Below are 14,535 nucleotides of genomic sequence, written 5' to 3'. Positions count from 1 at the left end.
GTCTAGAACTCGATCCTCTCGCGCCGCGTCACGCGCAGGCTGAGCGCCGCGAACGTGATGGTAAGGAAGAACAGGGCCACGCCCATCGCCGAGGCGTAACCGAACTTGGAGAAGGTGAACGCCGTGCGCCAGATCTCCAGCGGCAGCACCGTGGTGGCGTTGTCGGGCCCACCGCGGTCCACCGAGAGCACCTGCACGAGCGCGAAGCAGTCGAAGGCCGCTATGCCGAGGTACACCCAGCCGACCTGGATGGTGTCCCAGATCAGCGGGAGCGTGATGCCGAAGAAGAGCCGGAACCGGCCCGCCCCGTCGAGCGCCGCCGCCTCGAAGACGTCCTTCGGGATGGCCGACATGCCGGCGGAGAACAGCACGACATAGAAACCGACCGACTGCCAGACGACCACCCCCATGATCGACCAGAGGGCCAGGTCCGGGGTGATGAGCCAGCCGACGGGGCCGAGGCCCACCGTGGAGAGCAGGCCGTTGAGCACGCCGGTCCCGTCGGGGCGGTAGATCGCCTGGAACAGGACGCCGACGACGGCCACGGCCAGGACCTGCGGGAAGAAGTACACGACCCGGTAGAACCCCGACCCGCGGACACCCCTCATCGCGCCGCCCTTGCTGCCACCTCCGACGTTCAGCAGGAAGGAGAAGAACAGCGCGATCGCGATGGTGATCAGCGGCATGGCGAGCAACAGGAGCCCGTGGTGGCGGACCGCCGCCCAGAAGACGTCGTCGTCCAGCAGGCGGCCGAAGTTCTCGAACCCGATGTACTGCGGGTTCGCCGAGATGCCGCGCCAGTTGGTCAACGAGATGTAGAACGCCTGAGCGTACGGACTGATCACGAAGACCACGTACAGGATCAACGGGACCAGAAGGAACGAGACGATGAACCCGTACGTCCTCATCTTGGCTGAGAGCAGCCTTCCGCCCGCCCCGCCGTCGCCATGCCGCATGATCGGCTACACCGTCCGGTTCTGCTTGGTGATGGAGGAGTCGGCCTTGACCGCGTCGGCCTTCTTCTGCATGTTGGCGCAGAACTCCTCGGCCGAGATGCGGCCGAACATCAGCGAGTTGGTCTGCTTGCGCAGCTCGGTCTCCAGCTCCTTGTACCAGTTCTCGAAGCTGCTGTAGGTGACGATGTTGGCGCCCGCCGCCTTCTGGGCGTCGGCGGTGCTCTTCAGGCCCGGGGCCAGGTTGAGCCCGTCGGCGGAGCCGATGACGACGGTGAGGCTTCCGGACTTCTCGATGAAGCCCTTCGCGCCCTCCTTGGAGAGCATGATGCGGGCGTACTCCAGAGCACCGGCGGTGTTCTTGCCCTTCGCGGGGATGATGTACGGCTCGCCCGCGACGGCGCGGATGGCCTCGAACGGCAGCTTGTCGGCGGACGTGAGGCTCGGGGTCGGCGTCACGGCGTACTCGAAGGAAGCGGGCGTGTTGCTCTTCTGCTCGTTCTCCAGCCAGGCGCCGGACGGGTAGAGCGCGATCTTGTCCTGGTTCTGCCGGGTCTGGACCTCGGTGTGGATGAGACCTTCGTAGCTCTTGTCCATGAACTTGCCGATCTCGGCCCACGCGGCGGCGGACTGCTTCACCGCGTCGTTGTTCCATGCGCCGTCGGCCAGGTTGTCGATGTCGATCAGGACCTGGTTGCCCCCGGCCTTCGCAGCCGTGATGAGGATCATCCAGTACTGGTAGTAGGAGGCGTTCTTGCCGGCGTAGGCGTACGGCGTGATGCCCGCCTTCTTGATGGTGTCGCACAGCGTCTTGAACTCGTCGAACGTCTTCGGCGCGGTCCAGCCCTTCTCCTGGAAGAGCTTGCTGTTGTACCAGAGGCCGTAACCGGTGAAGACGTAGTTCAAGATGTACGGCTTGTCGGCGATGAGACCCGACTCGACGGTGCCGGGGATCAGCGTGTCCCGGACCTTCTTGCTCGGGTCGTCGATCGAGGGGGCGTCGAACAGCGGGGTCAGGTCCAGAAGCTGGCCCTCGGACTGCAGGGCGCCGTTGTCCATGAGGTCGGAGCCGGAGTTGGCGATGAAGTCGGGGACGTCGCCGCTGGCGAAGCGGGGCTGCAGCGTCTGGGCGATCTGCTGCGTGGCGACGTGCTTGACGGTGGCCTTCGGGAATTCCTTCTTGTACAGCGGCTCGTGGACGTCGGTGGCGTAGCTGTCGCCGAGACCGCCCTTGAAGATGACGACTTCGAGGGCGGCGTCCGCCTTGACCCCGAAGGGGTTCGCGGCCGAGGTCGCGCCGCCGCTGGCGGCGGCGGTCGGGGAAGCCGCGGAGCTGCCTCCGCCGGTCGCGCAGGCGCTGAGGAAGCTCGCCGCGGGGCCTGCGACGAGTGCGGTGAGGCCGATCCGGCGGAGCATCTGCCGCCGGGTGATCTCTCGGGGCGTGCCGGCGGAGTTGGACATGCAACCCTCCAGGAATGGGGCAATCAATTAGGAAAGTTTCCTAAACGTTTGAGGAACGTACGTCCATCCCCCCACACCGTCAAGTGGTATGGGCCACCCGTGATCGAGCTGTGGCCGACCAGCAAACGACCTGCGACCAGCGGCGGCGCCGGACATCGCGCGAAACTCCCGCGTAACCCAGCAACCACACAGGTCATGGGCCGATGATTACACAAATCCACCCTGAACCGACACCCCTTTGACCCGGTCTAGACCACCCGAGTCGGAAGGGCAGGTCACAGCGCCACAGGTCCGGTCGGTCGCCGTCGACCCGGCCGCGGACCGGACACGGTGCGTCATGATCGGTCACGGTCGGCATCAACGGGCCGATGCGGCCGGGCGTGGTGGGGCCGGCCCGGGCACGGCACCGGTACGGCGGCCGCCGGGCGCCGGTGTCCCACCAAGCGGACCCGGCTGCCGCGGAACGCGCGAAAGGGCTAGCGTCGGAGCGACACCCCCGACATCCCCAGCCACCCCGACACCCCGAGGAGCACAGGGTTGCCGCTCCAGATCACCGGCGCTCCCAGCGATCCCGATCTGATCCGCCTGCCGTGGGATCTCCCCCTGGAAGACTGGCCCGACCACTACCTCGTGACGCTGCCGCGCGGCATCTCCCGGCACGTCGTCCGGTTCGCCCGGCTCTCCGGGCGGGTCTACGCGATCAAGGAGATCAGCGAGCGGTACGCCAAGCGGGAGTACCAGCTCCTGTGGGACCTGAGCCGCCTCGACACCCCCTCCGTCGAGCCCGTGGCCGTGGTCACGGGCAGGGCGTCGGCCGAGGGTGAGCCGCTGGACTCGGCGCTGGTCACCCGCCACCTGCAGTTCTCGCTGCCCTACCGGGCGATGCTGTCGGGCACCCTCCGTCCCGACACGCTCATCCGCCTGCTGGACGCCTTGGCCGTGCTCCTCGTGCGCCTGCACCTGACCGGGTTCTACTGGGGCGACTGCTCGCTGAGCAACACGCTGTTCAGGCGGGACGCGGGGGCGTTCGCGGCGTACCTCGTGGACGCGGAGACCGGCGAGCTGCACCCGGTGATCAGCGAGGGCCAGCGCAGCCACGACATCGAGGTCGCCCACGTCAACATCTACGGGGAGATGCTGGACCTGGAGGCGGGCGGCCTCCTGCACCCCTCGATCGATCCGCTGGCCTTCGCCGAGCAGCTCTGCGAGCGCTACCACCGGCTGTGGAACGAGCTCACGCAGGAGGAGATCGTCGAGGACGTGGAGTGGCACCGGGTAGACCAGCGCATCCGGCGGCTCAACTCCCTCGGCTTCGACGTCGCCGAGATGATGGTCAGGCGCAAGGCGGGCACCGCCCGGCTGATCGTGCGGCCCAAGGTCGTGGACGCCGGCCACCACCAGCGCCGCCTGCTCCGCCTCACCGGGCTCGACGTCGAGGAGAACCAGGCCAGACGGCTGCTGAACGACCTCGACGCCTTCCGGGTCGCCAAGGGATTGCGCCACGAGGACGAGGCGATCGTCGCCCACCGCTGGCTCGCCGAGACCTTCCAGCCGACCGTCAACGCCATCCCGGCGGAGCTGCGCGGCAAGCTGGAGCCCGCTCAGCTCTTCCACGAGGTGCTCGACCACCGCTGGTACATGTCGGAGCGGGAGGGCCGCGACGTCGGGCTGGAGGCGGCCCTGAAGTCCTACATCGCCACCGTGCTGGTCTACAAACCCGACGAGAAAGCCGTCATCGGCGGCGACCCCACCCCCGACCCCGTCAGCCCCTGACCGCGGATTCGAGGTCGCCGAGGTAGGCGGCGGCGTCGGCGAGGCGGTCCTCGCCGAAGACGCGGACGCCGTTCGCCTCCAGCAGGGCCGCCGTCACCCCGGATCCGGGAGTCACCCTTCCCCGGAACGTGCCGTCGTGGATGCGCAGGCTGCCGCAGGAGGGGCTGCCGTCCTTGAGGATCGCGAGCCTGATGCCCATCGACCGCGCGAGCGCGAGGGCGGACTGGGCCCCGGCGAGGAAGTGCCGCGTGACGTCGGCGCCTTCGGGGGTGAGGATGCGCGCGGCACCGGTCAGCACGGCGGCGCCGCCGACGCCGCCCTCGATCTCGGCGGGCGGCCTCGGCACCGGCAGCCCGCCCTCGATCTCCGGGCACAACGGCACCAGCCGGCCCTCGGACCGCCAGCCCGCGAGCAGCGCGTCATCGACGGTCTTGGCGCGGCCGTCGAAGCGCACCGGCCGCCCTATCAGGCACGCGCTGACCAGGATCCTCTCCATCCCTTCACGGTATCCGCCGCGCACGGCAGGCGGCGGAGCGGGCATTGATCCGTTCATAGCGGTTGAGCGAGCATCGATCCGTTCATTATTGGATTTCGGAGTTTCGTCCCATTTGCCACGCATATCGGGCTGGTTTCGCGTAGTCCCCGATACGTCGCCGTCTCCGGCTGGATGCGCATGTCAAGCGCGATATGGGCAGATGTGGGATCACGTCTCTGGGCGAGGCCGAGGCGGACGCCCGCCGCCTGGCAGGCTTGGTGCGCGGCGAGTGGCAGACAGAAAACGATCTTCATTGGCGGCGGGACGTCACTCTGGCCGAGGATGCCTCCCGCGTCCATACCGGCTCCGCGCCCCGGGCCATGGCCAGTCTTCGCAGCCTGGCGATCGGGGTCCTGACCCTGTTCAACGGCATGACGGGGCCTGCTAGAGTTTGCCGCCACGTGCGGAAGGGACCGCCCAGGGAGGAGTTGACCGTGCTCGATATCGAAGACTGTCTCACCGATATCCTGGCCATCCCCGGCGCCCTGGATGCGCTCGTCATCGAGGACACCGGCGGGATGCCCGTCGCGGCGGGCAGGACCGCGCCGCACCTCGATCCACAGACATCGGCCGCCGCGCTGAGCCAGACCTTCCGGGCGACCCTGGACGGGCTGGCCGTGGCCTCGCCCGACGGGACGATCCGCGTCGAGGACGTCATCGTCACCTCCGACAAGGGCCACCACCTGCTCAGGCCCGTGGAGACCGCCGTCACCGGGCCGATCCTGCTCTACCTGCGGCTCGACCTCGAACGCTCGAACCTCGCGCTCGCGCGCCACCGCCTGCGCGCCATCTCCGACCGGCTGATCAGCGCGTGAACCATGTCCCCCACGCAGCAGCTGGACGCCGTGCTCGGCGGCTTAGCGAAGGACCGCGCGACCGGCTCGCTCAGGGTCGGCCGTGCCGGGTGCGTCTACCTCTCCGGCGGCCGGGTGACCTACGTGGAGAGCACGAGCGCCCCCGGCGTGGAGCAGATTCTGGTCACCTCCGGCCGGGTCGGTGCCGCGACGATGCGCAGCGCCCGCCAGTCGGCCGTGGGCCGCGCCGACGGCGGCGAGACGCTCGTACGACAGGGCCTGCTGGCCCGCGGCGAGCTGCAGCTGTGCGTGCTCGGCGCGATCCTCGACGCCGCGTTCTTCGTCCTCGCCGCAAAGGGGACCAGGCCCCGCTTCAAGGAGGGGGACCGGCACTGGCTCGGCGACCAGTGGTACTTCGACACCGCCGGGCTGCTCCGCGAGTGCCGTCGCAGGAGGGCTCAGTTGGACCACGTGTGGCCGTACCCCGACGTGGACTCGCGGCCGGTGGTCATCACTCCGCGGATCAGCGCGCAGCGGGTCGTCCTGACCTCGCTCCAGTGGGAGGTGCTCGTCAGCGCCGATGCCACGGCGACGCCGATCGACCTCGCCCGCAGGCTTGGGCGCCCGGCGTACTCCGTCCTGCTCGCCGTACGGCAGCTCGGCGTGGCGGGACTGCTCCTGGACCCGGTGGGCGCGCAGGACGCCGTACCCGCCGCCGGCGCGCCGGCGCTGCCGAAGCGGGCCGGGCGCACGGGCCCCCGTCCGGGGGCACTGGAATCCCGGCCCGTGCCGGGACTTCCGCAGGTCAGCGGGGACCCCACCGATGTCAGCGTGCTCATCAGGCTGCGCGACGCCCTGGAGAGGCTGTTGTGAACCCGCCCACGACGGCGTCATGAGATTGCGGTCGCTCAAGAGGGCCGGAAGGAGGTCGGCGATGGATCTACGTCACGACTTGCACGAGGAGATGCTCCTTCTGATGAGACGCATGGCCGACGTCACCGGTGCGCTCGTGTGCACGGTGGACGGCATGCCGGTGACGGCGGACGTGCGGGTGGGCGCGGAGCAGGCGTCGGCGCTGAGTTCGGCGCTGCTCGCGATGAGCCGCCGCATGACGGAACTGGCACAGGCGGGCGCCCTGGAGGAGACGCTGGTCTCCGGCGTCGGCGGCTACGCGGCGTGCTACGCCGCGGGCCCCAAGCTCGTCCTCACCGTGTTCGCCGCCCGGGGCACCAACCTCGGGCTGCTGCGCATAGAAGGACGCAAGACGGCGGCGAACCTCGCCGCCATTGTCGAACGCGCGCCGGCCGCCGACCAGGCGTCCCCGGCCCGCCCATGACCATGAGAGGAAGAACATGGCCAGCATGGACGTCTCGCTGAAGGAGATGATGGCCATCGACGGCGCCGTCGGCGCCGCCGTGGTCGACTACAACAGCGGCATGGCACTCGGCACGCTCGGCGGTTCCAAGGAACTCGACCTCCAGGTCGCGGCCGCCGGGAACACCGAGGTGATCAAGGCCAAGCTCCGCACGATGGAGGCCCTCCAGCTCAAGGACAGCATCGAGGACATCCTCATCACCCTGAACGGGCAGTACCACATCATGCGCCCTCTGGCCGGGCGGGGAGGCAAGGGCCTGTTCCTGTACCTCGCGCTGGACCGCGCCCGAGCCAACCTCGCCCTCGCCCGCCACGCGCTCCGCGCGATCGAGGAGAAGATCGACATCTGACGAATCCAAATCGGCCTCCGCTCCCCCGGCCGCCGCCCCCCGCCGTCCCCCCCCGGGCGGCGCCCGGCTCGTCCATCGGGCCCGAATACCGCGACGTGCGGGCGGGCCGCGGCGGTTGACCCGGAGCGCGCTCCAGCACCCAGACTCCTGCTCGAACGCCCGGACGTGACGGGCGTCGCGAGAGGAGCCCTGCATGAGATACCGCACGATCGGCACGGATCCGCGCACGCGCCGCGAGGTGAGCGTGCTGAGCCTCGGCGCCATGCTGTTCGGCACGGTCACCGACGAGCCGACGTCGTATGCGATCCTCGACCGGTACGTCGAGGCCGGCGGCACGTTCATCGACACCTCCGACAACTACGCGTTCTGGGTCAACGGCACGCAGGGCGGCGAGAGCGAGGAGTTGCTCGGCCGCTGGCGCCGTAGCCGCGGGGTCGGAGACGAGGTGGTCATCGCCACCAAGCTCGGGGGACGGCCGCTGGCTCCCAGCGCCACCTTCTCCGAGAACGTCGAAGGGCTGTCGGCCAAGGTGATCAGGGAGTCGGCGGAGCGGAGCCGGGAACGGCTCGGCGTGGACAGGCTCGACCTGCTGTACGCGCACATCGAGGACCCGCGCGCGGTGCCGCTGCGGGAGACCGTCGAGGGCTTCGCCGAACTGGTCGCCGAAGGCGCCGTCGGGCTGCTCGGGGTGAGCAACCACTGGGCGTGGCGGGTGGAACGAGCCCGGACCCTGGCCGCGGCGGCGGGCCTGCCGGGCTACGAGGTGCTGCAGTACCACCACACCTACCTGCGCCAGCGCACCGACCTGCCGAGCCTGCGCTCCAAGGACGGCACCCAGGGCGTGGTCACCGGCGACCTGCTCAGCTACCTGCGGGCCGAACCGGAACTCGCGCTGGTCGCCTACTCGCCGTTGCTGAGCGGCGCGTACGTCCGCGAGGACAAGCCGCTGGGAGCCGGGTTCGACCACGCGGGCACGCCCGCCCGCCTGGCCGCGCTGCGCGAGGTCGCGAAGGAGACCGGGGCGACGCCCAACCAGGTGGTGCTGGCGTGGCTGATCGGCGGCGAGGTCCCCATCATTCCGCTGGTGGGCGCCTCCTCGGTGGCACAGCTGGACGAGAGCCTGGCCGCGGTGGACCTGGAGCTGACGCCCGGGCAGCGCGCGAGGCTCGACGCGGCGCGGTGATCCCGCCCGATGACCCCGACCGATGACCCGGCACCGATGACCCGGCACCGCGACGCCGCACGGATCGCTCCGGCGGCGCCCCGGTGCCCGCGCCGGCGCCTCAGCCGGCGCGCTCGGTCAGCTCGGTGACCGCGTCGGCGATCTCCGGCCACAACGGGCGCGGCAGATCGTGTCCCATGCCGGGGAAGGTCAGCAGCTTGGCGCCGGGGATGGCCTCCGCCGTGGCGACGCCTCCGGGCAGCTGGACCAGCGGGTCCGCCTCGCCGTGGACGACCAGCGCGGGCACCGTCAGCTCGCGCAACGCGGCGGTGCGGTCGCCGGAGCCGCGGATCGCGGCGAACTGGCGGCCGAACCCGGCGGGATCGTAGGCGCGGTCGAAGCCCTCACCGGCCACCCGGGCGACGCGTTCGGCGTCCATCGGGTATCCGGGCGAGCCGATGACCTCCCACATCTCCAGCGCCCGGCTGACGACCGCGTCCCGGTCGGCGGCGGACCGTGAGAGCAGCGCCGCCATGGCGGCCTCGGTCGGCGCGCCGATCTGCGGGCCGGGAGTGGACATGATGGAGGTGAGGCTGAGCGTCCTGGCCGGGTGCCGGATGGCGAACGTCTGGGCGATCATGCCGCCCATCGACGCCCCGACCACGTGGGCGGCGTCCCAGCCGAGCGCGTCCAGCAGCCCCGCGGTGTCGTCGGCCATGTCCTCGAGCAGGTACGGCGGCGCGGCGGCGCCGCCAAGGTCTGGCATGCCGGCCTCGTGGAGGTGCGTGGACAGGCCGGCGTCCCTGTTGTCGAAGCGGACGACCCGATGCCCCCTCTCCGCGAGCATCTCGCAGAACTCCTCGTCCCAGCTGATCATCTGGGCTCCGAGCCCCATGATCAGAAGCAGCGGGCGCCCGGCGGGGGGCCCGAAGGCGTCGTAGGCGAGCTCGATGCCGTTCGTCGTCGCGCGATTCATGGGGCTAGAATTACATTCTGTTTCCGGTGGCGACAAGCCCCCGCGCCGATCTCCGCACCCAGCAGGCGAGCCTTAGAGCGCGGGCAGTGACGCCGGTCCGCAGGATGCTCGTACCCGGGGCAGCACCTCGGCGCCGAGCCTGGCGATGTTCCGGCGGGTCATCGCCGGATCACCGGCCCCCTCGACCAGGTAGATCAGGTGGCGGACGCCCGTGCGCTCGATCGTCGCGAGCATCGTGTCGGCGCAGTGCTCCGGCGAACCGACGGGGTGCAGCCGGCAGAGCAGGTCGGCGTAGGCACCGGCGTCCTTCGGGACGTACGCGCGCCCGTCCACCGGCCGGTAGCCGGCCAGGCCGGGCGCCAGCCACCTCGGCAGGGACTCCTTCATCGCCGCCACCGCCTCGCCGGTCGTGTCCGCGACGTACGCGACGCCCGCCGCCACGTGCGGTATCGCCGCGAGGTCGTGGCCGCACGCGACCGCCGTCCCGGCGTACGCCTCCACCAGCGCCGCCTTGTCCGGGTCACCGATGTGCATGCCGAGCAGCATCGGCAGCCCCCGCGCCGCCGCCACCTGGACGGTGCCGGGCGAGGTGGCGGCGACCACGGGGCGCATCGGCCGGCCCGGCCTCGGGACCATCTGCACCTCGCGGAACCGGAACGTCGGCCCTTCGGCGGCGACCCGCTCCTGGCCGAGGGCCGCGACCAGCAGGTCCAGGCCCTCCACGAACCCGTTCTCGTACCGGTCGAGCCCCGTGCCGAAGACCTCCAGGTCGATCCACGGGCCGCCGCGCCCGACGCCCAGCCGGAACCGTCCCCCGGAGACGCGGTCGAGGAGCGCGGCCTGCTCGGCCAGTGCCACGGGATGCCAGGTGGACAGCACGCTCACCGCAGTGCCGACGCCGATGCGCCGCGTGCGGCCGAGCACGTACCCCGCGAGCGTCACGGCCGACGGGCACACCCCGTACGACATGAAGTGGTGCTCGGCGATCCACACGTCGTCGAAGCCGGCCCGCTCGGCGGCCACCGCCGCGTCCACGGCCGAGGACAGCGCCTCGCCGTGGTCGGCGCCGGGAAACCCCGCCGCCAGAAGGAAGACCCCGATCCGCACCTGGTCGGCCACGACCCAACTCTGCCAGCCCGCGCCGCCCCGCCCGGCTCACCCCGGACGGAGCTTCAGCGCGTGTCGGCCGGTTCCAGCCGGCGATCTAGCCGGTGGCGCGGTTGAGCAGTTCGAAGAAGGTGTCGCCGCGGACGACCTCGAACGGGTCTGCGAGCAGGCCGCCGAGCTCGGCGACATCGCTCGGCGTCCAGTTCCAGGCGTTGATCGCGCCGGCGATGAACAGCGGTTCGGCGCCGTCCCAGCCTTCGATGTGCTTCAGCAGCGTGTCCCGGTACTCCTGGGCCTTGCCCTGGGGCGAGAGGTTACCGATCACCGGTAGCCCGGCGGGGCGGGCCAGCAGGTCTCCGGTCTCCCAGGACTGGATGATGCCGCGCAGCGGCGTGTTCTCCCGGTAGGACCGGACGATGCGCTCGTCGAAGGGCACCCATCCGTCGCCTTCCGGCTTGCGCTGGTTGTACGCGTAGACCAGGTCCATGCCGGTGCGGCGCAGGAAGCGTCCGGTGAGCTCGGTGTAGGCGTCCAGGGCCGCCGTGGGCCAGGACCCGGGGTAGGTGTAGCCGGCGCCGGAGGGGCCCGCGATCAGCAGGTCGTTGGCGGTGGCGGTGCGCTGGTAGTACGCCAGCAGAGCCGGGCCGATGTCGGCGAGCAGCGGGCTGACCGTCCAGTTGACGGGCACGTCGCCGCGCTTCGGGTCGTCCCAGAGGTCCCGCATCCGGCGCTGGCAGTACTGGATGTTGTCGCCCTCGCCAAAGGTGAGGGTGAGGTACACCCGCTTGCGGAGGTCCGCCTTCGGTCGCGGGCGGACCTTGTCGGAGACCTTGGCCGCGACCCCGGCGTGAACGGTCGCGTTCATGTAGTAGTCGGCCGGTACGACCTCGATGCCGTGCTGCGAGGCCCGGTCGACGCCGCCCCACTCTCCGGCCACATCGTTGGAGAACCAGCCGGCGTAGGGGGTGGTGGGCTTGACCTTGGTGAAGATCTCGTCGAGCAGCCGGCCGGTCTCGCCCGACGGGGGCAGCCAGATGACCATGGCCCGCATCGCCACCGCGTAGTCCCGGAAATACGGGAAGGGCTCGACCCGGGTGGGCGCCGTGGTGGTGGCCGTGACCAGGTACTGGTTCCACAGGTCGACCTCGACCAGGAGCTGCTTCGTACCGGCCGGGGCGGTGAACCGGTAGATGAAGTACCCACCGCCGTCGGCGAAGCGGTTGGAGTCGCCGCCGATGGCGGAGTTGATGCCGTCGAAGAGGTACGGGGCCTCGGCGTCCGTGCCAGGGGTGAAGGTGGCGATCGGCGTGCCGTCGGCCTTGACGGTGACGGAGCCGACCGAGGCGCCCCATCCGTCGTCTCCGAGAGAGTCCTGGAAGCGGAGGTAGACGCCGTCCTGACCGGTCAGCTCGGGGCTCAGATCGAAGGTGCGCACCGCGCGGTTGGAGGAGTCGCGGATGCGCTCGGTCTCGCGCGCGACTTCGCGCCATTGCACGTTGTCCACCCGCACGGTCCTGGTGGGCGGGAGCCCGGCGAGGAGGGCGTGGCTGCACCGGGGGAACAGGGTGTCGAGCTGCCAGCGGTGGGTGGCCAGCGGGTCGTCGGCGTGGAAGCGACCGCGAAGATCTGTGATGATCTTGAGCCCGTGCTCCTTGGCCTGCGCCTCGGTGGCGGCGACGGCGTTCTCCAGGCCGGCGAGCGTGGTCGCGACGTTCACCGAGTCGGGGACATCCGGGTCGTGCAGCACCGCGCCCCGGACCTCGTCGCGGTAGCGCCCGACCAGGTCGAGGGGATGGTCGTGCCGGGTGACGGCGGCGCCCGTGCTGGACAGCCAGCGGAAGTCCCAGTCGCCGCTGTCGTAGTTGAAGTAGAGACGAGGCCGACGGCGGTTGACGACGCCTTGCAGGGTGGTCAGCAGTAGCTGGTCGTCTCCGGTGAGGGTGCTGACATCGGCGGCGTCGAGCCGGGTGGGGCGTCCGAAGGACGGCAGGAGGGCGGCATCGGCGGTGGACTCGGTGGCGGACCGGGCGGCGGACTCGGCGGCGGCGAGGCTCGGCAGGGTGAGGCCGAAGCCGCCGGCCGTGAGGACGAGGCCGTTCGCCCGCAGGAAGTTCCGTCGTGACAGCATCAACGATCACTGCTCCTCAGAAGAATGCTTGACAACGTTGTCACCTGCAGGGCGCCGCGAGCTTCGTGCTCGCCGGCCCCGCCCCCGGCCCGTGCGCCGGCCGAGGCGGCCGGCGAGGTCAGCGGCATCGAGGCCACCTTCGCTCGTCTCAATCGGACTCCTTCTCCGGGCCGTGACGGACGACCACGGACCCCGGCGGCGGGCCCCGACCCCCGCGCCGGCATGGTCGACCGGCCCTGTTTCGGCCATGTTTCCTGGGATGGCGAGAACATAAGTCTTTTTGATTTACTAAGTCAACGGATCATCGGATTTTGCCCGCAAGATCGCTGGGCCACCCCCCAGAACCCGAACCAGACGACGCGATCGGCGAAGGTGGCCGCGATGCTGGCCCGCTTCCTCGCGGCCACCGACGATCTGTTCGCGCTCCCGGACCGGCGAGATCGTCAGTTCTCCGGCGACGAGTCGAGACCTTGAGCAGGGGTGCAGGTCGTCTTGCCGGCTGTGGGCAGGCCGCTGTAGAGGACTTCCCGTTCCCATTGGTCTCGCGGCTGCTCATGCAGCCGCCAGTAGTGTCCGGCGATGTCGTCGGGGTCGAAAGCCGTGCCCGGGGCGCAACCGGCTCGCCGAAGCGATCACACAGCTCGAAACCTCCCAGCAGGCACTCGACACCCTCCTCACCACCGCCCTCCAACAGCGCCACGGCGCATAGGGTCGTTCAGGGCCGCGACATCGCGGAGACGCGGGTCGAGGGTGCCGAGGAGGCCGTCGATGCACGACGCGGATCAGCGGTACGCCGCGCGCATGGCCGCCTACGGGACCGTTTCCACGGACCTGTCGCTGCTGAGCGATCGCCGGCTCGGCGAGGCGGTGGCGGCGGCCACCGCGCTCGGGTCCGGCATCGGGGGCCGGTCGGCCAAGCTCGACATCGGCGGGACGCCGGTCTTCGTCAAACGTGTCCCCCTGACGGACCTCGAGCTGCGGCCGGAGAACGCGCGGTCGACGGCGAACCTCTTCGGACTGCCGACGTTCTACCAGTATGGAGTGGGCTCGGCGGGGTTCGGGGCGTGGCGCGAGCTGGCCGTGCACATCATGACCACCAACTGGGTCCTCGGGAACGAGTACGAGGGCTTCCCGCTGACGTACCACTGGCGGGTCCTGCCCGACTCCCCTCCCGAGGGGTTCGCCGACGAGTTCGGGGGCATCGACGGGGCGGTCGCGTACTGGGAGGGCTCGCCGGCCGTGCGTGAGCGGCTGGAGGCCATCGGCCGGTCCGCGTACAGCCTGGTGCTCTTCCTGGAACGCCTGCCGCACACGCTCGCCGGCTGGCTGAACGACCACCGGCACGCCGCGTGGCAACGCGAGGACGACCGGCTCTACCTCTGGGTGGAGGAGTCCCTGGCGCGCGGGGTCGCGTTCATGAGCTCTCGCGGACTCGTCCACTTCGACGCTCACTTCCGCAATGTGCTGACCGACGGCAGGCTGCTCTACTTCGCCGACTTCGGCCTAGCCCTGAGCTCCGGCTTCGAACTCTCGGCGGCGGAGGCCGAATTCCTGGCGGACCATCTCGCGTACGACCGCTGCCACACCGCGAGCCATCTGCTCCGCCACCACCTGCTCGACGGCGTGCGCGACGATACCGGGCACGAGACCTTCCTGCTCGACTGGCTCGCGGGCCGGCGCCCCGATGGCACCCCACCCGCGATCGCCGCCATCATCGACCGCCACGCCCGCACCGCCGTCATCCTCGACGAGTTCCACCACCGCCTGCTCAAAGAAAGCAAGCGAACCCCCTTCCCGGCCACCGAGATCGAGCGAGCACGGGCTACTGCGATGCCCGCGAGGCCGCCGACACCCGGTGATCGGCTCCGATCCAAGGGGCCCTAGCCTTGTTGGCACCTGCGGCGCCGAGTCCCCGGAGAAAG

The 14,535-nt window shown here is 70.4% G+C and carries 13 protein-coding genes; 7 read left to right on the top strand and 6 right to left on the bottom strand.

Going from position 1 to position 14,535, the window contains the following annotated elements:
* Positions 1-2: 2 nt before the first annotated feature.
* Together MYF83_RS06455 and ngcE are read right to left on the bottom strand one after the other, a co-directional pair.
* Positions 3-956 carry a carbohydrate ABC transporter permease gene (locus MYF83_RS06455; protein WP_248959252.1) on the bottom strand — a complete coding sequence of 318 codons (954 nt, stop codon included), beginning with the start codon at positions 954-956 and terminating at the stop codon, positions 3-5.
* Between the two features lie 6 nt (positions 957-962).
* A complete protein-coding gene (ngcE, locus tag MYF83_RS06450) occupies positions 963-2,414 on the bottom strand; it encodes an N-acetylglucosamine/diacetylchitobiose ABC transporter substrate-binding protein (RefSeq protein ID WP_248959251.1) in 1,452 nt (483 codons plus the stop codon).
* A 537-nt stretch (positions 2,415-2,951) separates the two neighbouring features.
* On the opposite strand from ngcE, the gene MYF83_RS06445 reads away from it, so the two are divergent.
* Positions 2,952-4,187 carry a DUF4032 domain-containing protein gene (locus MYF83_RS06445; RefSeq protein ID WP_248959250.1) on the top strand — a complete coding sequence of 412 codons (1,236 nt, stop codon included), beginning with the start codon at positions 2,952-2,954 and terminating at the stop codon, positions 4,185-4,187.
* Here the strand turns inward: MYF83_RS06445 and MYF83_RS06440 are convergent.
* The gene (locus tag MYF83_RS06440; RefSeq protein WP_248959249.1) at positions 4,177-4,683 is read right to left on the bottom strand and encodes a 2-thiouracil desulfurase family protein; all 507 of its coding nucleotides are present in this window, start codon (positions 4,681-4,683) and stop codon (positions 4,177-4,179) included. The genes MYF83_RS06445 and MYF83_RS06440 overlap by 11 nt on opposite strands.
* 257 nt (positions 4,684-4,940) lie before the next feature.
* Here MYF83_RS06440 and MYF83_RS44170 point away from each other — a divergent pair, with 257 nt between their 5' ends.
* From MYF83_RS44170 to MYF83_RS06415, 5 genes are all read left to right on the top strand, one after another.
* Positions 4,941-5,537 (top strand): roadblock/LC7 domain-containing protein, encoded by a 597-nt coding sequence (locus tag MYF83_RS44170; RefSeq protein ID WP_372500100.1) that lies wholly within the window; start codon positions 4,941-4,943, stop codon positions 5,535-5,537.
* A 3-nt stretch (positions 5,538-5,540) separates the two neighbouring features.
* A complete protein-coding gene (locus tag MYF83_RS06430; protein ID WP_248959248.1) occupies positions 5,541-6,389 on the top strand; it encodes a hypothetical protein in 849 nt (282 codons plus the stop codon).
* A 61-nt stretch (positions 6,390-6,450) separates the two neighbouring features.
* Positions 6,451-6,852, top strand: coding sequence for a roadblock/LC7 domain-containing protein (locus tag MYF83_RS06425; protein ID WP_248959247.1), 402 nt, complete (start codon positions 6,451-6,453; stop codon positions 6,850-6,852).
* Between the two features lie 16 nt (positions 6,853-6,868).
* Complete coding sequence (locus MYF83_RS06420; RefSeq protein ID WP_248959246.1) at positions 6,869-7,240, top strand: hypothetical protein; 372 nt, start codon at positions 6,869-6,871, stop codon at positions 7,238-7,240.
* A gap of 193 nt (positions 7,241-7,433) precedes the next feature.
* Complete coding sequence (locus MYF83_RS06415; RefSeq protein ID WP_248959245.1) at positions 7,434-8,423, top strand: aldo/keto reductase; 990 nt, start codon at positions 7,434-7,436, stop codon at positions 8,421-8,423.
* A gap of 100 nt (positions 8,424-8,523) precedes the next feature.
* Here the strand turns inward: MYF83_RS06415 and MYF83_RS06410 are convergent, their stop codons facing one another.
* The 3 genes from MYF83_RS06410 to MYF83_RS06400 all read right to left on the bottom strand — a co-directional run bounded on the left by MYF83_RS06410 (position 8,524) and on the right by MYF83_RS06400 (position 12,613).
* Entirely contained in the window at positions 8,524-9,378 is an 855-nt protein-coding gene (locus MYF83_RS06410) for an alpha/beta fold hydrolase (RefSeq protein ID WP_248959244.1), read from the bottom strand.
* 72 nt (positions 9,379-9,450) lie between these two features.
* Positions 9,451-10,497, bottom strand: coding sequence for an LLM class flavin-dependent oxidoreductase (locus MYF83_RS06405; protein WP_443729289.1), 1,047 nt, complete (start codon positions 10,495-10,497; stop codon positions 9,451-9,453).
* 85 nt (positions 10,498-10,582) lie between these two features.
* Positions 10,583-12,613 (bottom strand): GxGYxYP domain-containing protein, encoded by a 2,031-nt coding sequence (locus MYF83_RS06400; protein WP_248959243.1) that lies wholly within the window; start codon positions 12,611-12,613, stop codon positions 10,583-10,585.
* Positions 12,614-13,381: 768 nt separating this feature from the next.
* Here MYF83_RS06400 and MYF83_RS06395 point away from each other — a divergent pair.
* The gene (locus tag MYF83_RS06395; RefSeq protein ID WP_248959242.1) at positions 13,382-14,497 is read left to right on the top strand and encodes a protein kinase family protein; all 1,116 of its coding nucleotides are present in this window, start codon (positions 13,382-13,384) and stop codon (positions 14,495-14,497) included.
* Positions 14,498-14,535 lie beyond the last annotated feature (38 nt).

The sequence above is a fragment of the Sphaerisporangium perillae genome, assembly GCF_023276435.1.
Classification (GTDB): domain Bacteria; phylum Actinomycetota; class Actinomycetes; order Streptosporangiales; family Streptosporangiaceae; genus Sphaerisporangium; species Sphaerisporangium perillae.
This window is presented reverse-complemented; position numbering and strand designations above follow the sequence as displayed.

Coding starts and splice junctions, on each gene's coding strand:
- MYF83_RS06455 (WP_248959252.1), bottom strand. CDS start 956: ATGCGGCATGGCGACGGCGGGGCGGGCGGAAGGCTGCTCTCAGCCAAG.
- ngcE (WP_248959251.1), bottom strand. CDS start 2,414: ATGTCCAACTCCGCCGGCACGCCCCGAGAGATCACCCGGCGGCAGATG.
- MYF83_RS06440 (WP_248959249.1), bottom strand. CDS start 4,683: ATGGAGAGGATCCTGGTCAGCGCGTGCCTGATAGGGCGGCCGGTGCGC.
- MYF83_RS06430 (WP_248959248.1), top strand. CDS start 5,541: ATGTCCCCCACGCAGCAGCTGGACGCCGTGCTCGGCGGCTTAGCGAAG.
- MYF83_RS06425 (WP_248959247.1), top strand. CDS start 6,451: ATGGATCTACGTCACGACTTGCACGAGGAGATGCTCCTTCTGATGAGA.
- MYF83_RS06420 (WP_248959246.1), top strand. CDS start 6,869: ATGGCCAGCATGGACGTCTCGCTGAAGGAGATGATGGCCATCGACGGC.
- MYF83_RS06415 (WP_248959245.1), top strand. CDS start 7,434: ATGAGATACCGCACGATCGGCACGGATCCGCGCACGCGCCGCGAGGTG.
- MYF83_RS06410 (WP_248959244.1), bottom strand. CDS start 9,378: ATGAATCGCGCGACGACGAACGGCATCGAGCTCGCCTACGACGCCTTC.
- MYF83_RS06400 (WP_248959243.1), bottom strand. CDS start 12,613: ATGCTGTCACGACGGAACTTCCTGCGGGCGAACGGCCTCGTCCTCACG.
- MYF83_RS06395 (WP_248959242.1), top strand. CDS start 13,382: ATGCACGACGCGGATCAGCGGTACGCCGCGCGCATGGCCGCCTACGGG.